Genomic DNA, 18,694 nt, shown 5'->3' on the forward strand with positions numbered 1-18,694 from the left:
CGGTACCGGTAGCGGTAAGGGGGTTAAGGGAAAAAAGCCAGCCTTAAGGGAATCAGGCTGAATCCAGCGGTCATAATGACGGCATACACCGATCCGGCGATCTTCAGCAGCGGGGTGTAGCGGCTGTGATTCACGCCAAGCGTCTGGAAGGCCGACTGGATGGCATGGTTCAGATGGAAGCCGAGAAAGAGAAACGAAGCGATGTAGAAGCTTGAATACCAGGGGCTCTGGAAGAGGATGAGGGCCCGGCTGTAGAAGTCATGCCGATCGATGCCTTCGGGCGGAGCCACGAGGCCGACCTTCAGCATCCAGAAGTCCGCAAGGTGCAGAGCGAGGAACACGAGGACGACGAGGCCGGTATGGAACATGTATTTCGACAGGAGCGAGGTGTCGCTGCTGTTTGGTCGCTGGTAGCCGACAGGACGCGCGGCACGGTTCGCGCCCGAGACCATGAGTCCGTAGAGGATGTGGAGAAGGAATCCCAGAAACAGCACAGGCTCGGCAATCCTGATGAGCGGATTGGTGGCCATGAACTCTGCGGCAACGCTGAAGCTCCGGCCGCCATCCTGGGCAAGAAGCAGAAGATTGACTCCGAGATGGACGGGAAGAAAGACCGCAAGGAAGAGGCCTGCAAGAGCCATGAGGGATTTCCTGGCGATGGACGAGTTCAACGGCATGATGGTTGATCCGGTATTGAGTGAATGGGAAAGAACGGACTGCGGTGCCACGCGGCTGCGCCTTCGGGCGGTAAGGTAACGCGCAGGGTACCGACTTCCAATTAAATAATCACATAACCAACTCTTCTTCCTCAATCGCTGCGGCGCGGACCGGCGAAGCCTCGGCTCCGGCGATCTTGAGCGGGAAGGCGGAAAACAGAAACCGCTTCCCGATGAGAGGAAACAGGCCTGTCAGGTTTTCTATGACCGCCAGCCCATGGCCGAGCAGCATCCTGTGCGCCGGGTAGGCGCCCAGATGCGGAGCATCGATTGAGGGTGAGTCGATGCCGATGCCTTTTAGGCCCATCGACACCAGAAGCAAGGCTGCGTCCTCCTGAAGATACGGGCATGCTTCAAAATAGGATGGGCTACCCCAGCGGCTGCTCCACCCGGTATGAATCAGCAGGAAATCGCAGCTCCCCTCAAGAGGCGCGCCGGCAGCAATGACAGAGGTCGTAACCGCCCCGACGTTTTCCGAAGCGGCGTCAAGCACATATCCCCTTCCAGCAAACCAATCGAGCGGGCAATCGTCCAGCGACGGGCCGTTTGGCAGCATATGCAGAGGCAGGTCGACATGGGTCCCTGCATGGGAGGAAAACGAGTACTCCCGCTCCAGATAGCCATCCGTCCCGTACCCGGCAGCATCCCGCACACGGGTCACGGGAGAGCCCGGCCAGAGGGGCATGCCTTCGGTAATCGAATGACTCAGATCATGAATGCGCATGGGGAAGATCGAATAGTCATGATATGTTGCTGAAATGCTTCATGAACTGCACGCGCTCATAGCCGGCAGGGTTCTGGACTGCATCCATCGCCATCCGGCCGATAAAATCGTCGAGCCTCGCAAAGCCGTGGCGGTCCATGTACTCCTCGAGCTCACCGAGCATTATGCGGATCTCCTCGAACCCTTTCCGATAAAGCACCGAAGCAATCTCTACGGCTTTGGCGCCGGCAAGAAGCTGCTTGATGAGCGCTTCGCCATCATGCACTCCGGTTGAAGCCGCAAGATCGCAACCCGTCCGCCCCGAAAGCATTGCAATCCAGCGCAGGGAGTTGTACACGTCACCCTCCGTACTGAAAACAGGGCCCGCTTTGAGGCTGAAGGTTTCGATGTCGATGTCGGGCGAGAAAAAACGGTTGAACAGCACCATGCCGCCGATACCGGTACGCGACAGCCGGCCGGCCGTTTCCGACATGGATGAAAAGTAACTGCTGATCTTGGCGGCAACTGGAATGTGGACTGCGCGCGTCACCCGCTCAAGCACATCGAAGTATACCTGCTCGTTCTCGGCACCTGTTCTCGATGTGTCGGAGGGCGGCACGAAAATATTGACCTCGAGCCCTGCGGCGCCAACGCCCTCCATCTCACGGGCGAACGACACCCACTCACCCGGAGAGACGCAGTTGATACTTGCTATCACAGGAATCGAAACGGCATCGCTGCACTCCTGAACGAGTGCGAGGTAGCGATTGAGTGCGTCGCCGCGTGAGTATTCACGGATGTAGTCCTCGGCCTGAGCATACCAGAAGCGCTGCTCGTTACCGGCGAGGCTTTCGGCGCTCTCCATATGAATCTCTTCTTCAAACAGCGACTTGAGAACAACGGCACCCGCACCGCACCGCGCAGCCTCAACAACGTTGTCAATACTGCCGGTAAGGGTTGAGCTTGCTACGATCACGGGACTGCGAAGATCAAGCCCCATCCAGCTCGTTGAAATATCTGCCATACGCTTTCTGGTTGTTCAGATTGTTGTCGGTTGCTTCAGCTCCCGGAAAGGGATCATGGTGCAGAACGCGCCGGAGCGGGGGAAAATTCCCCGGGATGAGGGTCCGTAGCGCCGGAGAACCCGGCTGCCTGCATAAGCCTCCGACCGAAAACAGTGTTCGGGTAGGAGCCGCTGAACAGCCCGGCATGCGCTCCGATCGCGAACACGGGGACCGGAACGGCAGTATGCACCCTGCTCCCCCACCCGATGCCCGCCCGGCGATTCAGGATCGCGCTGACAGCCGGAGAGAATGTGTCAGGGGCCGGGAACGGAGCCATGGAGGCCGTAAACTCCAGCTGCAGCTCCCTGCGTTCCCCGGCTGAGAGAACAAGCGCTGAGTCACAGGGAGAACCGAGACCGAAAAACACTTCGAGGCTGTCAAGCGCCATCGGAAATGTAACCCGCTGCTCGCTCCGCCACGTCGCAACCCTGTCCATGAAACGCTCGAGCGACACTCTCTGGTTGAGGAGCAGCCGGGGCCGGCTTTCGTATCCCCCGGAGGCATTGCCAAGACTGAGGCCGCCGCATTCATGGTCGGCAGTCACGACGATGAGGGTTGTGGAGGGATGGCGGCGATAGAAGGCGAGAGCCTCTCGGACCGCACGGTCGAATGATGCAACGTCATGCGCCGCAGCCGCACCATCATTGCCGTGACAGGCCCAGTCGATTTTTCCACCCTCCACCATCATAAAAAAGCCCTTCGGGTTCTCGAGCAGGCGTATACCTTCGCCTGTATATGTCGCCAGATCGATCTCCCCTGATTCGGCATCCATGGCAAACTTCATCGCAGCATTCCGGTCATAACGGCCATACGCCCAGACGGGCGTGCCACTCTGAACCGCCCGCAGCTCAGGAGCGTTTCTCACAATCCGGTACCCGCCGGCCTGCATGAGGGAATCGATGTCACCATGATCCAGATCTGCACGTGCCCGCATGAGAGGGAAGTTCCCTTCAGCATACCCGCCGGCGAAATAGTCGACTCCGCTCCCGACCATCTGGCGGGCAATGTCGTGAATGCGCTTGCGCGATGGGCTATGGGCGTAAAAGCATGCCGGAGTCGCGTTGTCGATGCCGACACTCGTGACGATGCCGGTCCGCATGCCCGCAGACTCAGCCATTTCGACAATGGTTTTGAGGGTGTCGAGCCGGCTGCCCATGGAGATGGTGCCGACCGTCGTGCCGTGCCCGGTGGCCAGAGCAGTTCCTGCAGCAGCAGAATCAGTGATGTAGCGGTCAAGGGCATGAGTCGAGACGAGTCCAGTGACCGGCAGAGAGGTCATCGCAAGCGTGTCCCCCTCCGGGAGGAGTGCGCGGCCGAGTTCAACCTGGGCCAGTCCCATGCCATCACCGATGAAAAGAAAAATATTGCGTGCGGGGGGAGCCGTTCGGGAGGGCACTTCTCCTGCAGCCCCGATGGCAGGGTTGCGTGCCGAACAGCCCGGCATGAGAAAGAGGGCCGAGAGGAGGAGTGCAGGGAGCATCCACGTCCTCTGCATTGTGGCTGATCTGTGGATCATGGCGGCGGCATTGTTAATCGGTTAGGATGAACATACCATGCCGGCCGGAAAGATAATAATGCGGTCGCGTTACAGTCCGGTTAAATCCAGAGGGGGATTGGAGAACTACTCATTTCGCGCTTCACTGCGACCCATACGACCTGACACGTAACGGATGATTGCGTCGACAGCATCCTCGCGCTCGCAGTCGCAGAAGACCTGATGCCCTGAACGGCTTAACCAGAGAACCGACTGCAGGGAATCCGGTGTTCCAAGTGAGCTGTTGAGGACCCCGACACTTTCGGGGAGCACCGTGCTCTCAGTGCGGTTATGAAGGATGAATACAGGGCAATGCACCGCACCGAGCAGCTTCTGGGTCTTTTTGATGAGCCTGAAAAACGAAAGAACCGCATCAGTAGGGACCCATTCGTAATGACCCCGGCAGGCCGCTCCCTCCGGATCGGCAAAAACGGACTTCAACCCCCACCGCTTGACAATGAGGCTGATCGGCAGAGCTGCAAAATTTAACGGGCGCCCCGGAGCGAGCACCGAGACCAGACGAATGGCCGTAGCAACAAGAACCAGAGAGTCAACCTTTCCGGGATGACGCACTGCAAGGTTGAGCGCAAGCAGAGCGCCCATGCTGTGGCCGACGATGATGATGCGGTCCGCCCGGTCTCCGAGCTCCCTGAAGGCCACATCGGCATCATGAAGCCAGTCCATCCATCCCAACCCTTTCAGGGCAGCGGGCGAAGGTCCGCCATGACCGGCAAGGAGAGGCATGGAAACAGGAATGCCAAGACTCTGGAGTGGGTGCAGGAGGAGTTCGACACTCTCCCTGGTCGCCGTGAACCCGTGGATAACGAGCACCCCGAAGGGGCTTCGCCCCGCTGTTCCGGCGTTCATGGTTCCCATTCGGACAGGCTTTGGTTGCGTGGATACTACAAGCGGACCGGCATCCTTCTCCCGAAAGGGTTCAGGAATATACCTTTAAGGGTAATATAATGGGGTAAAGGGGAATTTCCCGTATATTGAAAAAGACAGACGTACAATCTTCTGCAACCCCCGGAATCCGCCCAAGCTCCCGCCGAGGGCGTCCGGACAGGCACCCTCTCTGATGAAGTCGAACGCACTGTTTCCCGCATGCATCATCCTCACGCTGACCCTCAGCTCCTGCTCCTCTTCCAGGGGGCCGTTTGTCAGAGAACGTCTGCCGCGCATTTCACCCGAAGAAGCCTACCGGCAGGGGAAACTGAAGAATACCCCCTACGTCATTGACGGCAGGATCTACGTTCCGATGAGCTATGAACAGGCTGCAGCATATGAAGAGGTGGGAAGAGCTTCGTGGTACGGACATGAAACCCTCGACAAGAACAACGGGCAGCCTACTGCTTACGGGGAGCCCTTCGATCCTGCGGAGCCAAGTGCCGCCCACAAGTACCTGCCGCTCCCCTCGGTGGTTAAAGTAACCAACCTTGAGAACAGCCGTTCCATCGTAGTCCGGGTCAATGACCGGGGACCGTTCGTTGATGACAGAGTGATTGATTTGAGCGCCGAGGCAGCAAAACAGCTGGGCTTCTACCAGCAGGGGACGGTGAAAGTGAGAGTCGAGGTGCTGAACCGCTGAAGGGCGGGACTGAACGCCCGCCCATTCAATCGGCACGATGTCATTACTTTATGACGGCGGCGTCTTCCATGAATTTCTTCAAGCCGGAATCGGTCAGCGGGTGGCTTGCCAGCTGGCGGATGACGCTGTACGGGATGGTGGCAATGTCAGCTCCGATGAGGGCCGACTCGACGACATGCTGAGGGTGGCGGATGCTGGCGACAATCACCTCAGTCATGAGCCCGTAATTGTCGTAGATCTCGACAATCTGCCCGACAAGGGCCATCCCGTCCGTACTGATGTCATCAAGCCGCCCGACAAAAGGACTGACGTAGCTCGCCCCCGCCTTCGCGGCAAGGAGCGCCTGGTTCGGCGAAAAGACGAGGGTGGCGTTGGTTCGGATACCCTTTTCCGAAAGACTGCGAATTGCCTTCAGCCCGTCAATGGTGAGGGGGCACTTGACCACCACGTTATGATGGATTGCGGCAAGCTCCTCACCCTCCCGGATCATTGACTCAGCCTCAAGCGTGGTCACCTCGGCGCTGACAGGTCCGTCGACAATGTCGCAGATGCGGCTTATGTGGTCCATGAAATCTTTCCGGGTAAAGGAAAGAGGATCCTCGACGATCTTTGCGATGAGCGAGGGATTGGTGGTCACACCATCAAGCACGCCGAGCGATTCGGCTGCACGGATTTCGTCGAGGTTTGCGGTATCGATGAAAAATTTCATGTCTCCTCCTAGGCCGTAACCTGCTGGCGGTCAAGCATTTCGTTGAAGTTTTTCGCTTTCCTTCCTTCCCAGCTACGCCGGTGATAGGCATATCCAGCGATGAGCGGCATGGCGATGGTGGCCTCGGCGAACACCATCTGCTCGAAGACGGTATCAACCTTGCCCCAGGAGCTAGCCTCTTTGAGGGTCGAGCCGGAAAGTGCTCCGTCACGCTCATCGGCAACGGTGATCTGCACGGCATAGGTGTGCATGGAAACGTCCTCATAGCCAAGGACCTCGGCTGCGACGACAATGTCCTGAGTGAAGTTCTTCGGTACGCCGCCGCCGATCATGAAGATACCTGTCCGGTCGTTTTCAATCTTGATGCGGGTCAGTTCGCGGAAATCCTTCACCGAATCGATACTGACATGGCTTCCGGGGTTGTTCCACTGGTGGTGAACCAGCCCGAATCCGGCTGAGCAGTCGGAGAATGCAGGGCAGAAGATCGGCACTCCCTTTTCATACGCCTTGTAGACGATGGAGTTGCGGTCGTGACCGTTCGCCTCGATATAGCGGGCCATCTCGACGATGAACTCGCGCGAGGAGTAGGCTCCATGCGCCATGGAATCGGCAATCTTTCCTGTAGTCTCATCGCAGACTCGCAGGTCGTCTTCATCTATGTAGGTGTCATAGATACGATCAACATGCATATCGCGAAGGATGGCATCATCAATGAAGGGGGTTCCCTTGTAGTGCCGGAATCCGAGGGCTTCGAAGAAATCCTGGTCAACGATGTTTGCGCCGGTGGAAACAATCGCATCCACCATATTGTTGTCGATCATGTCGATGATGACCTGCTTCAGGCCGGAGCTGATGAGCGAACCTGCAAGCGTAAGGATGACGGCGCACTCATGATCTTTCTGCATACGGTCGACGATTGATGCCGCGCGTGCAAGATTGCGTGCCTGAAAAGCCGTATCGGCCATCTGGTCGATGAGCGGTACAATGTTCGTCTCTTTGATGTCAATGTGCTTTACCTGTTCGGAAAGCAGTTCCTTTTTAGTGATAGCCGATGCCATGGCGGACTCCCTTGCCTGTTGTTCTGTGAAATTAAAGATCTAAATAAAAAAAGGAGAGCAAGCTGACTATATCACACACCTGAATTGCCGGATGCTGCTTCCTTCCGGATCTGACATGGTTGGGCAACCAAGTGTTGTATAGGACTTACTCTCCAATAATAGAGGTTTTCGACACCTTCTTCTGTGAACAGAATGCAACAAAAGGAAATCGAAACAAGTTGCATAATATAGTGCTGCGGGCTCAAAAAACAAACATAGCCCTTTTATCTTTATTGGAACTGTTATAACTTCTTTGAATTTCACCACCAAGCCTCCTCGAGGCGCACTGCCGCCCGTCGCGGCAACATTCATTTTATGGGAACACAAAGGATTTTGAGCGGGATGCGGCCGACCGGAAAGCTGCACCTCGGCCACTACACGGGAGCGCTTGAAAACTGGATTGAACAGCAGAACCTCATGGCCCCTGACGGCTCAAGGCTCTATGAGACCTGCTTCCTCATCGCCGACTACCACAGCCTGACCACTTCGCTCGACACCAGCGAGATCTACAGCCACACCATCGACATGCTCACCGACTGGCTCGCGGCAGGCGTTGATCCGGAAAAAAGCCCGGTCTTCCGTCAATCGCAGGTCAAAGAGCATGCTGAGCTCTTCCTTATCTTCTCGATGCTCATCACCTCGGCCCGCCTGGAGCGGAACCCGACCCTGAAGGAGCAGGTCCGCGACCTGCAGATGGAATCACTCACTTACGGGCACCTCGGCTATCCGGTACTGCAGGCCGCCGACATCCTCCTCTACAAGGGGAGCGTCGTTCCCGTCGGAGAAGACCAGATTCCGCATGTCGAGATTACCAGAGAGATTGCCAGAAAATTCAACAACCACTACCCGCATCCCACGAAAGGCGAGGTATTTCTGGAGCCTGAGCCGAAAATCACTAAATTCTCGCGCCTCGTCGGTCTCGACGGCAGGGCGAAGATGTCAAAGTCGCTCGGAAACACCATCCTGCTTTCGGACGGACCCGAAGAGGTCCAGAAAAAGATGCGCAACGCCGTGACCGACACACAGAAGCAGAGAAAGAACGATCCCGGACGCCCTGAAGTATGCTCCGTCTTCAGTTATCACAGCCGCTTCAGCAGCCCCGAACTGCTCTGCAGCATCGAAGCGGACTGCCGCTCGGGAGCGCTCGGCTGCGTCGACTGCAAGCGGATGTGCGCCACAGCCATCTCCGAAGAGCTCGCCCCGATTCTCGAAAGGAGGAAACAGTATGAAGCAGACCCTGTGCTCGTGCGATCGATCCTGCTTGAAGGGGAAAATAAAGCGCGGGCTATAGCCAAAGAAACCATGCAGGAGGTCCGCGCTGCAATGCAACTTGGAGAACAGTGATGCCGCACATTACCACACAGGCCTTCATTTTCGACATGGACGGCGTCCTGACAGACAACATGCACCATCATGCCGAATCCTGGGTGCAGCTGTTCCGCGACTACGGTCTCGAGGGAATGGACGCACAGCGCTATCTGGTGGAAACCGCCGGCATGAAAGGCCATGACGTACTCCGATATTTTCTTGATCCAGCCATCAGTGCCGAGGAAGCTGAAAAACTCACCGAGCTGAAGGACTTTCTCTACCGCGTCATGTCGCGTGACCTTATAGCGCCGATGGAGGGCCTGCTCGGGTTTCTTGATACCGCCCGCAGCCATGGCATCAAACTGGCCATCGGAACCGGTGCAGGGCCCAAGAACATTGCCTTCGTACTCCGCCTGCTCGGACTGGAAAACGCATTCAGCGCCATCGTATGCGCTGATGATGTTCCCCACGGCAAACCCGCTCCGGACATCTTTCTGCGCGCGGCAGAACTTGTCGGCGCCCATCCCTCGTCCTGCGTTGTTTTCGAAGATGCACTACCCGGGCTTGAGGCCGCAAAAAGCGCCGGCATGGCTGCCGTCGGCGTCACAACAACAAACAGCGCCACTGAACTTGCCGGGTTTGACAATGTGGTCCGGGTCATCGACGACTTCACCGGCCTCGATCCCCTGACGCTCCTGCCTCTCCCTGGCGACCGGCATCAATCGAATCCAGCTTAACACCAGCGATGCACTCATTCCTTGTAGCAGAGATCCAAAAAGCCCTCCGCTCGGCCTCAGTAACGACCGGCCAGTCGATCATCATCGAAAAACCCACTTCGCCGAAATTCGGCGACTACGCCACCAACATTGCCTTTCTTGCGGCAAAGGAGCTGAAGCGCAACCCCCGCCAGCTGGCCGAAGAGCTAACCGGGCACTTCGGCTTTCCGGAAGGAACGGTTACAAAAATCGAGGTAGCCGGACCAGGGTTCATCAACTTTTTCATGGAACCGGCGTTCATCATGCAGTCAGCTGAAAGGGTTTTCAGGGATGGCGTGGAATACGGCAAGGGAAGTGAAGGTGCAGGAAAGACCGCCATCGTTGAATACGTAAGCGCAAACCCTACCGGACCACTCACCATCGGGCGCGGACGCGGCGGGGTTCTCGGAGACTGCATTGCCAATCTGGCAGAGGCACAGGGATACAGGGTAAACCGAGAATACTATTTCAACGATGCCGGCCGGCAGATGCAGATTCTCGGCGAATCGGTACGTTACCGCTATTTGGAACTATGCGGCAGGAGCGTTGACTTCCCGGACACCCATTACAAGGGCCTCTATATCGGGGAGATTGCCGAAAAGATCTACAGCGAGCACGGTGAAGGGCTGCTTCAGGATGAGTCCATCGAACCGTTTCGCAGCGAGGCAGAATCGATCATCTTCAGCTCGATACAGAAAACGCTCGGAAGACTCGGCATTGTTCATGATTCATTCTTCAACGAGCACACCCTTTACACCGCGGACCAGAACGGCATATCGCCCAACCAGCAAGTGATTGACCGCCTGAGGGAGAACGGTTTCATCGGGCAGTACGACGGAGCGACCTGGTTCCTCACGACGAAGCTCGGCCAGGAGAAAGACAAGGTACTCATCAAATCTTCAGGAGAACCAAGCTACCGCCTCCCGGACATCGCCTACCACCTCACCAAGTATGCCCGTGGCTTTGACATGATCATCAACGTTTTCGGTGCGGATCATATTGACGAATACCCGGACGTGCTCGAGGCGCTGAAGATCCTCGGCCACGACACCACGAAAGTAAGAATCGCCATCAACCAGTTCGTCACGACGACAGTGAACGGCGAGACCGTCAAAATGTCAACCCGCAAAGGCAATGCCGACCTGCTCGACGACCTCATCGATGACGTCGGCCCTGACGCCACACGCCTCTTCTTCATCATGCGGAGCAAAGACTCGCACCTGAACTTTGACGTTGATTTGGCAAAGAAGCAGTCAAAGGACAATCCGGTATTCTATTTCCATTACGCTCATGCCAGAATCTGCAGCCTCCTCCGGCTGGCATGGAGTGAAATAGGCTTTGATGCTGCGAAACTTCCTGAGCACGGCATTCTGATGCGTCTCAGGGCCCCCGAAGAGCTGCAGCTTGCATTCGGCATTCTGGACTTCGGGGATGTGTCCCGTTCGGCGTTCAGGATGCTCGAGCCCCAGAAGATGGTTGACTACATGCACGCAATCGCCGAACTCTTTCACCGATTCTACCAGGAATGTCCGATCCTGAAGGCCGAACCGGAAATTGCCGAGGCAAGGCTCTTTCTCGCGGTTGCGGTACGCCAGGTGCTCCAGAATGGTTTCAGGATCCTTGGAATCTCTGCACCGGAATCCATGTAGTTGCCGGCGTAGCAGGGAGGCTACGCCCCCCTGTATAGCCCTTCGGAAAGGATGTACTGCATGACAGACTCCGGAACAATCCCACGCAGCGACTTACCGGCCGCGGCAAGCTCCCGCACCATGGTTGAGGATACCGGGGCCTCGAATGCTATGCATCGCACCCTGCTGTCCTCAGCAAGCATATCAGGCCCTGCATCTCCTCTGCGCCTGAACACAGCCACATCGGCAAGGGCAAATATGCCCTCTGGATCCCTCCATCGCGGAAAGTCCAGATAACTGTCCTCTCCGATGAGGAGAGTCAGGTGGGCATCGGGATAAGAGGAGCGGATATGGCGGAGCAAATCGACGGTATAGGATGGGGTCTGCTGCTGCAGCTCCCAACCGCTCACATCTGAGTCCATGCCTGTCCGGTTGACTTCAAGGGAAAGCAGTTCCGCCATGGCTAACCGCTGCCGGTCGGAAGCGCCGCACGTGGACTTAAGCGGATTGTTTGAAACGGAAATCAGGATTCGGTCGGCAGGAAGAAGCTCTCTGGCAAACAGCGCAAGAGCAAGATGACCGTTATGCGGCGGGTCAAAGGTCCCGCCGAATACTGCAAGGTGCACAAGGCTCCCCGTCAGGAATTGCTGAAGTTCTGCATGATCACCTCACGCGTACCCTTCATCTCTTCAAGATCCTCGGGATAACTCTGAAGATAGGCATCGAGCGCGCGCTGAGCATCGAACCACTTGCCGCGCTTCACAAGAACGTCGACAAGCCCGGCCTGGGCTTTTTTCATCCAGGGGGTGTCACCGTAGTTTCGCACCACTTTCTCGAAGTAGATTGCAGCCGCTTTGTACTTTTTAAGCTTCACATACTGTGTGGCAATGGAGTACGTTGCAGCACCGAGCTTGTTGTGCAGAACCGGAATCGCAGCAGATGCGTGTTTAACGCTGTCCTGACGGGCCATGGCAAGCTTTGCTGCCTCATATCCACGCTGATAGGAGGCACTGGACGGGTCGATCTTCAGAAGCTCGCTGTACGTATCGAGATCGCGCGCACTCGAAGCGGGATCCTTTACTCCGTATTCAGCCAGATACTCTGAATAAGCCCCTATGGCCTTCCGGGTATATTCCTGGTCAAGTTCGTATCCGGGAGAGAGCTGCTCATAAGACTTGGCCAGCATATAGCGAGAAGCCTCCCGGTAGGGAGATGAGGGGACCTGCTGCAGAAGCCGATCATACATGTCGGATGAAAGCAGGTACTGCTCAGATGCATAGTAGGACTGTGCGAGAAGAAAGAGTACATCATCCTCAAGCGGAGTTGCCCGGGAGGCGAACAGCTGTGGCTCAAGCGCCGCTGCCGCATTCTCGTATTCCTTTTTCTCGTAGAGTTCGGCTGCCTTCTTGTAGGCAACGCTTACCTGCTCCTCTGCGCTCATCTGCGGCCGGCTGGATGAGCACGATGCAAGCGCAAGTGTGCCTGCGACCAGGAAGAAAACAGATAGAGTACGGATGCTTGAAAGAAATGTAGCCTGCGGGATTCTCTTGACCGCCATAGTGACTCCGTTATGCAATTGTGTCCGGAACAGGGTCCCGTGTCATTGTAAAAGTATGCAGGGCTGGATGTGGAGCTTAGGGGAGTCGAACCCCTGACCTTCTCATTGCGAACGAGACGCTCTACCAACTGAGCTAAAGCCCCGGAACGGCGCCGGATGGCGCCTTCATAAAAAGCCAACAGCCTGCACTAGGCAGGCTGTGAATGCGTATCCCGCCTGCTGCGGCTTCCCGGGGACCCCCCCGGGCTGTCTCAGGCCTCTTCGTTCGAAAGGGTCCGGCGGAGCAACTGCAGCTGATGGCGGATGCTACCGTCAAGAATCGTATCTCCGATCTTGACAGATACTCCGCCGATAAGTTCAGCATCAAGAGCCATGCGGGCCCTGATCTTCTTGCCGGTGTATGCGGCAAGTCCGTTGGCCAGTTCTTTTGCCTGCTCCCCGCTGAGCTCCGTCGCGCTGGTCACATCCACGTTGACCACTCCGTTCTTCTCATCGAGCAGCACCTTGAATTCAGAAGCTATCCCGCGCAGAATTCCTGCACGCTTCTTCCGTGCGATAAGCGACAGGAAACGCATCATCCTGTCTCCGACCCGTCCACGGAAAATCTCTTCGAGTATATGTGTCTTGCGGTCGCCATTGATCAGCGGGCTTGCAAGCACGCGGACCAGGTCGCGGGATCCGGCAAGGGTTTCGCCGATCATATCCATCTCAGCCGTCACTTCCTCGAGGAAACCTCCCTCGTCTGCGGCGCTAAGAAGGGCATATGCGTATCGGCGGCTTGCAATTACACTTGACATTTCAGGCCCGTTTTCAGTTACGATTGGTGGAAAGATCCTGGATCATGCTGTCCACGACCTTTTTCTGCACATCTGCATCCAGCGCGCCGCGAATAATTTTCTCCGCGCCACGGACGGCAAGATCTGCAACTTCGTTGCGGAGCTCGGCAAGCGCACGGCGCTTCTCCTGCTCAATTTCATTTTTTGCGGCTTCGATCATCTTCTGTGACTCCTGATGAGCCTTTTCAGTGATCTCCGCACGAATCTTTTCGGCATACTCCCTGCCTTCGCGGATGACCCTGTCGGCTTCTGCATCGGCTTTCGCAAGCAACTCCCTGTTCTGGCGGAGGATTGCTTCAGACTCTTCTTTCGCGCCGTGTGCACGGTCGATGGATGACTGGATCCCTTTCTCGCGCTCTTCCAGAGCACTGATGATCGGCCCCCAGGCTATCTTCTTCAAGATGATGAGCACGAGGACGAAAGTGATGGTCGTCCAGAAAATCAAACCGGGTTCAGGGCTCAGAAGACTGCCGGCAAGTAGGATGTTTCCCGACGTAAGCATGGACAATGTTTACCGTTAACGGTTGATAAAATCCGATTGCGGCCGAGGCTGACCCTGCCGCAATCGGGATGACTTCTGCTTGGCTCTCGTAGGCTTGAAAAAGCTTACTTAAGAGCGAGAAGCACACAGATAACCTCACCGAACAGCGCAACACCCTCGATAAGAGCAGCTGCGATGATCATTGTGGTACGGATATCGGAAGTTGCCTCAGGCTGGCGGGCGGTACCCTCTGCCGCAGAAGCTGCGATGTTACCGATACCAAGGCCTGCGCCGATGACTGCAAGGCCGGCGCCGAGACCTGCGCCCAAATAACCCAATCCAATTCCTTCCATCTTGTAATTACCTCCGTTTGTTGTTTTAAGTTGTTCGCTAACGCTGACTAGCAGTATTGAACCTGTTGATGAAAAGCCGAAAAATACTACTTATTCCCCAATAATCCAGACATCTTTTCAGTGGTGTGCAGCTTCGGCCTCACCGCCCTCATGCACCGTGGCAAGCCCGATGAAGAGCGCCGAAAGCATGGTGAAGATGAAAGCCTGCAGGAACGCCACGAAAATCTCAAGCAGGTAGATGAAGATTGAAAAGGGGACCGATACTGCAGCCGCGACAACATAGCTCTTCAGGATGAAGCTGATGAAGATCAGGCTGAGAATGACGATATGGCCAGCCGTCATGTTGGCAAACAGACGGACGGTGAGCGCAAACGGCTTGGTGAAGAGGCCGATCACTTCGATCGGAATCATGATGATCCAGAGCGCCCAGTGGGTACCTGCCGTCAGGTGGACAAGGTAACCTTTCAGCCCGTGGGCCTTGAGGGAAGCGGCCTGGGTGATGAAGAACGTGAAGACAGCGAGGGTCAGGGTGACGTTGATGTTGCCGGTGGCCGTTGCTCCGTAGGGGACGAGACCGAGAAGGTTGCAGAGCAGGATGAACATGAACACCGTGAGGAGATACGGCAGATGCTTCTCATAGCCATGACCGATGTTTGATTTGGCCACATCAAGACGGATGAACTCGACGAGCGCCTCCATGGTGTTTGCCACGCCGGAAGGCGCAGTCCTCGGAGTGATCTTACGGTAGGCTGCTCCGACGAAGGAGAAGAGAACGAGAAGAATGGCTGACACGATCCAGAGCATTACGACGTGCTTCGTGATGGAGATGTCAATACCGAAAAACGGAGGCAGCGCGGGAAGGTGGACGGTGCCGAAAGGCTCGAAGGAGAAACTGTGAGAGTTGAGGATGTGGTGCATGATCACATCACCGGCCTTCTCCTCTTCGTGCCCGGTGGCCTCAGCGTGAACGGGTTCCAGAGCCGGATCGACTGCGACCTCAGCATTCACCGCTGCCACGGTGGAAACAGGTGCGCCATGCTCTTCGGATGCCTGCACGGGCAGGTATGCATTCAGCAGTAGCGGCGCAAGAAGCGCCATGATCCTGAAAAAACCTTTGACCTGAATGAGTTTGATCCGTTTCATGCAGCGTTCTTTTTCTGTTTGTTCTTCCGTTGGTAGCCGAGGATTTCGACAATCACATAAATACAGTAAAAAGCGAAAAACGAGAGCACGAAATCGTTGATGACCGCCAGATCCCTAAGGATGACGAGGGCGACGAGGACCATCAGGACGAGAAGCCTGATGACGAGACCGCCGAACACCACCTTGGTGAACACCTGCGACTCACGATCAAACGCGTACTCAAAGAGCAGGTAGCCGGCGAGGGTGTTGGTTACAATCATGACCCAGGCGATGAACACCGAGCTGAGATCCACACTGCCGGGCGCAAGCCCGTAGGCTATTACCCCCCATAAAATGACGGACAAGATACATAACTTTAATAGAAAATCAAACAATGGTTTCATCTCTGGAGCTGGTTCGGGTTAACGGGGGCGCCTCCCTTTGCGGTTGGCCTCACGGAGTACCTTCCATAGCACAAGCGACATGCCGGCCATGCCGAGAAGGACTCCGAGCAGGAGAAGGACGGGTGAAGAGCCGAGCTTCAGGTCGGCCCAGTATCCGAGCAGCACGAACAGGGCAAAGCTCACGGCTATCTGCAGACCTATACCCAGATAGTCCGACAATGCCCGAACGGAACGGCCGAAATAGTCCGGGAATCGCTCATCGTCCTCCTTCCGCATCGGCCGACCTCCCTCTGGTTGCTCAAGGTAGCTCTCTTCTGTCCATGAAGATAACACTCTTGCCCGACATCGTGAAGCTCTCTGTACTGATATTAGGCGAAAGGAGGTTCCCGTCGCAGGAAAATGCTATTTTCCACCCAAAGGCCGGCGAGCATCCGGTACGAAATCCCCAGGTAACGTACTACTGAACAATGGAACAGGACGAACTTCGCCGCCATGACGGCAATGCACCATTCATCACCCCCGGAACCTTCGGCAGGGGTGGAGACATCCTTGCGCTGCAGAGCACGCGCCATGGCGGCCTGAGCCCCGACCCCTGGAACTCCCTTAACCTCGGCGAAAACACCCTGGACGATCCTCGGCGGGTACGCGAGAACATGCTTATCCTGGCCAAAGCGGCGGGCTTCGATGCATCAAGAACCGTCGGGTCCCTGCAGGTTCACGGCACGGAGGTGCTCCATGCACGCGAGCCCGGACACCATAGCGGTTACGACGCATTCATCACAGACACTGAAAACCTCTGGCTCTGCATCTTCACCGCTGACTGCCTGCCGGTGCTCATCTACGACCCAGAACAGCGCGCCATCGGCGCAGCACACGCCGGATGGCAGGGAACCGCCGCAGGAATAGTCGGAAAAACCCTTCATGCGATGGGGGAGGCATTCGGCTCACGGCCGGAATCCTGCGAAGCATGGATTGGCACAGGCATCAGCGGAGACGATTACGAGGTGGGAGCGGAAGTGGCCGCGGCCGCGGCATTTCCAGAGAAATGCAGTATGCCGGGAGCTGAAGGCAAACGCCTTCTGGACCTTGGCGCGGCAAACCGCATGCAGCTCCTGCAGGCAGGAGTGGACGAAGAGCGAATAGAACGTGCTCCCTACTGCTCCTTCAGGGACGAAGGAATGTTCTTCTCCTACCGGCGGGACAACGGCCGGACTGGCAGGATGGCTGCTGTGATCGGTATCAGACCCGTCAGCCGTCGCCCTTGACGGCGACCAGCATGGTGCCGATCCTGTCTTCAAGTTCACGGATTTTCTCAAGCTCACCCGGAGTCAGCACCTCAGGAGATACATCACATCCTGAGAATGAAAGAATCGTCTTTCCGAGCTCCCGCTCCAGGCTCCGTACTTCCTCGATCTGGGACTGGGTCAATGCAGAAAGGGTTGGCAGCATCGTTCACCTCCTCTTGTCACATGTTCGGATTTGGCTTCTCCCCTCAGCTCACCGAGCGCTCCGGGAAGACTGTCCACTCTTTAATTATAACACATGTGCCGAACTCCGCACAGTTGTTTCGTAAAAGCATTTAGGCTAAATTTAAGTTTTAATCTGTCCGGCATTTGCCCCCGGCTTTTGCCTTCTATAAAACCATAAGCGTAACTGCCACCATGAACGACATTGAGCTACTGAAACAAAACCACAGGGCCAACGAGCTGATTTTCAAGGGCCTAGTGGAATTCGGATGTTTCAAGGCCGCCCTGGAACTCGATCTTTTCTCCCTTCTTGCGGATGGAGAAAAAGACACCGCAACCCTGGCCACAGAAGCCGGTGCTGTCCCCCCGAGGCTCGGCATGCTCCTGGAAGCACTCCGCCAGATCGGCGTTACCACTGAAAACGCCGGCCAATGGGACCTCACCCCGATGGCAAGAGCCATGTTCGTCCCCGCCGCCAATCAGCCCAACATGTATATGGTTCCGGTTGCCAAAGCCATGGCGCACCTTGCCGACAGCTTCTATCTGAAAATGGCTGATGCAGTCAAGGGCAATCTCAACTTCAAAGGCGAAGTCCCATATCCGCCCGTCACCAGGGAAGACAACTGGTATTTCGAGGAAATCCACCGCAGCAATGCGCACTTCGCAATCAAGCTCCTGCTTGAAGAGGCCCGCCTTGAAGGCACCAAAACCCTCGTCGACGTCGGCGGCGGCATCGGAGACATCTCCGCTGCCCTTTTAAAAAAGCATCCGCAGCTTGAATCTACCATCCTCAACCTTCCCGGCGCCATCGGCCTGGTCGATGAGAATGCCGTAGCACAGGGCGTCGGGGGACGGCTCCGCGGAGCTGCCGTGGACATCTACAAGGATGCCTATCCGGCAGCCGATGCCGTGATGTTCTGCAGAATCCTCTATTCAGCAAACGAACAGCTCACCGAAATGATGTGCAGGAAGGCATATGACGCCGTTCCAGCCGGAGGAAAAGTCCTGATCCTCGACATGATCGTCGATGACCAGGAGAACCCCAACTTCGACTACCTGAGCCACTACATCCTCGGCGCCGGCATGCCGTTCTCCGTGCTCGGCTTCAAGTCACAGGAGGCCTACCGCCAGATCCTCGAGTCGATCGGCTTCACCGATGTGCGCATGGTCCGCAAATACGACCACCTGCTCTGCGAAGCAGTCAAGCCCGCCTGAGACGCCGGCGACAGGAGGGCGCAGCCCTTTGCCGGCGTCGCCCCGGATGCAAACAAGAAAAGCCTTCTTCCCGTAGTGCAGGGAAGAAGGCTTTCTCTTTACACTGAAACAGGCACGGCAGAATCAGCATGCCGCCTGCTGCCGGCCAAGTGAGGCT

Annotated in this window: 22 protein-coding genes, 1 tRNA gene and 1 other RNA gene; 6 read left to right on the forward strand and 18 right to left on the reverse strand. The window is 56.5% G+C overall.

Annotation, left to right across the window (positions count from 1 at the left end; all coding sequences use genetic code 11):
* Nucleotides 1-23 precede the first annotated feature (23 nt).
* The 5 genes from A3K90_RS02525 to A3K90_RS02545 all read right to left on the reverse strand — a co-directional run bounded on the left by A3K90_RS02525 (nucleotide 24) and on the right by A3K90_RS02545 (nucleotide 4,893).
* A complete protein-coding gene (locus tag A3K90_RS02525) occupies nucleotides 24-677 on the reverse strand; it encodes a succinate dehydrogenase cytochrome b subunit (RefSeq protein WP_303681054.1) in 654 nt (217 codons plus the stop codon).
* 109 nt (nucleotides 678-786) lie between these two features.
* A complete protein-coding gene (locus A3K90_RS02530) occupies nucleotides 787-1,440 on the reverse strand; it encodes a cyclase family protein (RefSeq protein WP_303681028.1) in 654 nt (217 codons plus the stop codon).
* Nucleotides 1,441-1,456: 16 nt separating this feature from the next.
* Complete coding sequence (locus A3K90_RS02535) at nucleotides 1,457-2,443, reverse strand: dihydroorotate dehydrogenase-like protein (RefSeq protein ID WP_303681029.1); 987 nt, start codon at nucleotides 2,441-2,443, stop codon at nucleotides 1,457-1,459.
* Between the two features lie 53 nt (nucleotides 2,444-2,496).
* On the reverse strand, nucleotides 2,497-3,999 hold the full coding sequence (locus A3K90_RS02540; protein WP_303681030.1) for an alkaline phosphatase: 1,503 nt from the start codon (nucleotides 3,997-3,999) through the stop codon (nucleotides 2,497-2,499).
* Nucleotides 4,000-4,104: 105 nt separating this feature from the next.
* Nucleotides 4,105-4,893, reverse strand: coding sequence for a carboxylesterase (locus A3K90_RS02545; protein WP_303681031.1), 789 nt, complete (start codon nucleotides 4,891-4,893; stop codon nucleotides 4,105-4,107).
* A gap of 202 nt (nucleotides 4,894-5,095) precedes the next feature.
* Here A3K90_RS02545 and A3K90_RS02550 point away from each other — a divergent pair, with 202 nt between their 5' ends.
* Nucleotides 5,096-5,605 (forward strand): septal ring lytic transglycosylase RlpA family protein, encoded by a 510-nt coding sequence (locus A3K90_RS02550; protein WP_303681032.1) that lies wholly within the window; start codon nucleotides 5,096-5,098, stop codon nucleotides 5,603-5,605.
* 43 nt (nucleotides 5,606-5,648) lie between these two features.
* Here A3K90_RS02550 and fsa read toward each other — a convergent pair whose 3' ends face one another.
* From fsa to ffs, 3 genes are all read right to left on the reverse strand, one after another.
* On the reverse strand, nucleotides 5,649-6,314 hold the full coding sequence (gene fsa, locus A3K90_RS02555; RefSeq protein ID WP_303681033.1) for a fructose-6-phosphate aldolase: 666 nt from the start codon (nucleotides 6,312-6,314) through the stop codon (nucleotides 5,649-5,651).
* A gap of 8 nt (nucleotides 6,315-6,322) precedes the next feature.
* The gene (locus A3K90_RS02560; protein ID WP_303681034.1) at nucleotides 6,323-7,372 is read right to left on the reverse strand and encodes a deoxyhypusine synthase; all 1,050 of its coding nucleotides are present in this window, start codon (nucleotides 7,370-7,372) and stop codon (nucleotides 6,323-6,325) included.
* Between the two features lie 52 nt (nucleotides 7,373-7,424).
* Nucleotides 7,425-7,523, reverse strand: an RNA gene (gene ffs / locus A3K90_RS02565) — signal recognition particle sRNA small type.
* A 203-nt stretch (nucleotides 7,524-7,726) separates the two neighbouring features.
* Between ffs and trpS the strand changes: the two genes are divergently transcribed.
* The 3 genes from trpS to argS are packed head-to-tail and all read left to right on the forward strand — an operon-like array spanning nucleotide 7,727 to nucleotide 11,123.
* Entirely contained in the window at nucleotides 7,727-8,755 is a 1,029-nt protein-coding gene (gene trpS, locus A3K90_RS02570) for a tryptophan--tRNA ligase (RefSeq protein ID WP_303681035.1), read from the forward strand.
* The gene (locus tag A3K90_RS02575) at nucleotides 8,755-9,456 is read left to right on the forward strand and encodes an HAD family phosphatase (RefSeq protein WP_303681036.1); all 702 of its coding nucleotides are present in this window, start codon (nucleotides 8,755-8,757) and stop codon (nucleotides 9,454-9,456) included. Before trpS ends, A3K90_RS02575 begins: the two co-directional genes overlap by 1 nt.
* 8 nt (nucleotides 9,457-9,464) lie before the next feature.
* The gene (argS, locus tag A3K90_RS02580) at nucleotides 9,465-11,123 is read left to right on the forward strand and encodes an arginine--tRNA ligase (RefSeq protein ID WP_303681037.1); all 1,659 of its coding nucleotides are present in this window, start codon (nucleotides 9,465-9,467) and stop codon (nucleotides 11,121-11,123) included.
* A 20-nt stretch (nucleotides 11,124-11,143) separates the two neighbouring features.
* On the opposite strand, the gene nadD is transcribed toward argS, so the two are convergent.
* From nadD to A3K90_RS02625, 9 genes are all read right to left on the reverse strand, one after another.
* Nucleotides 11,144-11,728, reverse strand: coding sequence for a nicotinate (nicotinamide) nucleotide adenylyltransferase (gene nadD, locus A3K90_RS02585; protein WP_303681038.1), 585 nt, complete (start codon nucleotides 11,726-11,728; stop codon nucleotides 11,144-11,146).
* Between the two features lie 11 nt (nucleotides 11,729-11,739).
* A complete protein-coding gene (locus A3K90_RS02590; RefSeq protein WP_303681039.1) occupies nucleotides 11,740-12,660 on the reverse strand; it encodes an outer membrane protein assembly factor BamD in 921 nt (306 codons plus the stop codon).
* Nucleotides 12,661-12,730: 70 nt separating this feature from the next.
* A tRNA-Ala gene (locus A3K90_RS02595) sits at nucleotides 12,731-12,803 on the reverse strand.
* Between the two features lie 108 nt (nucleotides 12,804-12,911).
* On the reverse strand, nucleotides 12,912-13,457 hold the full coding sequence (atpH, locus tag A3K90_RS02600; protein ID WP_303681040.1) for an ATP synthase F1 subunit delta: 546 nt from the start codon (nucleotides 13,455-13,457) through the stop codon (nucleotides 12,912-12,914).
* 13 nt (nucleotides 13,458-13,470) lie between these two features.
* Nucleotides 13,471-13,998 carry a F0F1 ATP synthase subunit B gene (locus A3K90_RS02605; protein ID WP_303681041.1) on the reverse strand — a complete coding sequence of 176 codons (528 nt, stop codon included), beginning with the start codon at nucleotides 13,996-13,998 and terminating at the stop codon, nucleotides 13,471-13,473.
* Nucleotides 13,999-14,102: 104 nt separating this feature from the next.
* On the reverse strand, nucleotides 14,103-14,330 hold the full coding sequence (gene atpE, locus A3K90_RS02610; RefSeq protein WP_011358809.1) for an ATP synthase F0 subunit C: 228 nt from the start codon (nucleotides 14,328-14,330) through the stop codon (nucleotides 14,103-14,105).
* Nucleotides 14,331-14,447: 117 nt separating this feature from the next.
* Entirely contained in the window at nucleotides 14,448-15,473 is a 1,026-nt protein-coding gene (locus A3K90_RS02615) for a F0F1 ATP synthase subunit A (RefSeq protein ID WP_303681044.1), read from the reverse strand.
* Nucleotides 15,470-15,856 (reverse strand): hypothetical protein, encoded by a 387-nt coding sequence (locus A3K90_RS02620; RefSeq protein ID WP_303681045.1) that lies wholly within the window; start codon nucleotides 15,854-15,856, stop codon nucleotides 15,470-15,472. Before A3K90_RS02620 ends, A3K90_RS02615 begins: the two co-directional genes overlap by 4 nt.
* 18 nt (nucleotides 15,857-15,874) lie before the next feature.
* Nucleotides 15,875-16,132 (reverse strand): AtpZ/AtpI family protein, encoded by a 258-nt coding sequence (locus A3K90_RS02625; RefSeq protein WP_303681047.1) that lies wholly within the window; start codon nucleotides 16,130-16,132, stop codon nucleotides 15,875-15,877.
* 191 nt (nucleotides 16,133-16,323) lie between these two features.
* Between A3K90_RS02625 and pgeF the strand changes: the two genes are divergently transcribed.
* On the forward strand, nucleotides 16,324-17,121 hold the full coding sequence (gene pgeF / locus A3K90_RS02630; protein WP_303681048.1) for a peptidoglycan editing factor PgeF: 798 nt from the start codon (nucleotides 16,324-16,326) through the stop codon (nucleotides 17,119-17,121).
* Here the strand turns inward: pgeF and A3K90_RS02635 are convergent.
* Nucleotides 17,105-17,305 (reverse strand): hypothetical protein, encoded by a 201-nt coding sequence (locus A3K90_RS02635; RefSeq protein ID WP_303681049.1) that lies wholly within the window; start codon nucleotides 17,303-17,305, stop codon nucleotides 17,105-17,107. The genes pgeF and A3K90_RS02635 overlap by 17 nt on opposite strands.
* Before the next feature lie 212 nt (nucleotides 17,306-17,517).
* Between A3K90_RS02635 and bchU the strand changes: the two genes are divergently transcribed.
* On the forward strand, nucleotides 17,518-18,537 hold the full coding sequence (bchU, locus tag A3K90_RS02640; protein ID WP_303681050.1) for a bacteriochlorophyllide d C-20 methyltransferase BchU: 1,020 nt from the start codon (nucleotides 17,518-17,520) through the stop codon (nucleotides 18,535-18,537).
* Nucleotides 18,538-18,694: the final 157 nt, after the last annotated feature.

This window comes from Pelodictyon luteolum (genome assembly GCF_001622165.1).
GTDB lineage: Bacteria > Bacteroidota > Chlorobiia > Chlorobiales > Chlorobiaceae > Chlorobium > Chlorobium luteolum_B.

What these genes read in the sequence shown, in the direction of transcription:
- A3K90_RS02530 (WP_303681028.1), bottom strand. Translation starts at nt 1,440, where the DNA reads ATGCGCATTCATGATCTGAGTCATTCGATTACCGAAGGCATGCCCCTC.
- A3K90_RS02620 (WP_303681045.1), bottom strand. Translation starts at nt 15,856, where the DNA reads ATGAAACCATTGTTTGATTTTCTATTAAAGTTATGTATCTTGTCCGTC.
- A3K90_RS02540 (WP_303681030.1), bottom strand. Translation starts at nt 3,999, where the DNA reads ATGATCCACAGATCAGCCACAATGCAGAGGACGTGGATGCTCCCTGCA.
- pgeF (WP_303681048.1), top strand. Translation starts at nt 16,324, where the DNA reads ATGGAACAGGACGAACTTCGCCGCCATGACGGCAATGCACCATTCATC.
- A3K90_RS02550 (WP_303681032.1), top strand. Translation starts at nt 5,096, where the DNA reads ATGAAGTCGAACGCACTGTTTCCCGCATGCATCATCCTCACGCTGACC.
- A3K90_RS02560 (WP_303681034.1), bottom strand. Translation starts at nt 7,372, where the DNA reads ATGGCATCGGCTATCACTAAAAAGGAACTGCTTTCCGAACAGGTAAAG.
- fsa (WP_303681033.1), bottom strand. Translation starts at nt 6,314, where the DNA reads ATGAAATTTTTCATCGATACCGCAAACCTCGACGAAATCCGTGCAGCC.
- A3K90_RS02625 (WP_303681047.1), bottom strand. Translation starts at nt 16,132, where the DNA reads ATGCGGAAGGAGGACGATGAGCGATTCCCGGACTATTTCGGCCGTTCC.
- atpH (WP_303681040.1), bottom strand. Translation starts at nt 13,457, where the DNA reads ATGTCAAGTGTAATTGCAAGCCGCCGATACGCATATGCCCTTCTTAGC.
- atpE (WP_011358809.1), bottom strand. Translation starts at nt 14,330, where the DNA reads ATGGAAGGAATTGGATTGGGTTATTTGGGCGCAGGTCTCGGCGCCGGC.
- A3K90_RS02590 (WP_303681039.1), bottom strand. Translation starts at nt 12,660, where the DNA reads ATGGCGGTCAAGAGAATCCCGCAGGCTACATTTCTTTCAAGCATCCGT.
- A3K90_RS02545 (WP_303681031.1), bottom strand. Translation starts at nt 4,893, where the DNA reads ATGGGAACCATGAACGCCGGAACAGCGGGGCGAAGCCCCTTCGGGGTG.
- A3K90_RS02615 (WP_303681044.1), bottom strand. Translation starts at nt 15,473, where the DNA reads ATGAAACGGATCAAACTCATTCAGGTCAAAGGTTTTTTCAGGATCATG.
- argS (WP_303681037.1), top strand. Translation starts at nt 9,465, where the DNA reads ATGCACTCATTCCTTGTAGCAGAGATCCAAAAAGCCCTCCGCTCGGCC.
- A3K90_RS02605 (WP_303681041.1), bottom strand. Translation starts at nt 13,998, where the DNA reads ATGCTTACGTCGGGAAACATCCTACTTGCCGGCAGTCTTCTGAGCCCT.
- trpS (WP_303681035.1), top strand. Translation starts at nt 7,727, where the DNA reads ATGGGAACACAAAGGATTTTGAGCGGGATGCGGCCGACCGGAAAGCTG.
- A3K90_RS02525 (WP_303681054.1), bottom strand. Translation starts at nt 677, where the DNA reads ATGCCGTTGAACTCGTCCATCGCCAGGAAATCCCTCATGGCTCTTGCA.
- A3K90_RS02535 (WP_303681029.1), bottom strand. Translation starts at nt 2,443, where the DNA reads ATGGCAGATATTTCAACGAGCTGGATGGGGCTTGATCTTCGCAGTCCC.
- A3K90_RS02635 (WP_303681049.1), bottom strand. Translation starts at nt 17,305, where the DNA reads ATGCTGCCAACCCTTTCTGCATTGACCCAGTCCCAGATCGAGGAAGTA.
- bchU (WP_303681050.1), top strand. Translation starts at nt 17,518, where the DNA reads ATGAACGACATTGAGCTACTGAAACAAAACCACAGGGCCAACGAGCTG.
- A3K90_RS02575 (WP_303681036.1), top strand. Translation starts at nt 8,755, where the DNA reads ATGCCGCACATTACCACACAGGCCTTCATTTTCGACATGGACGGCGTC.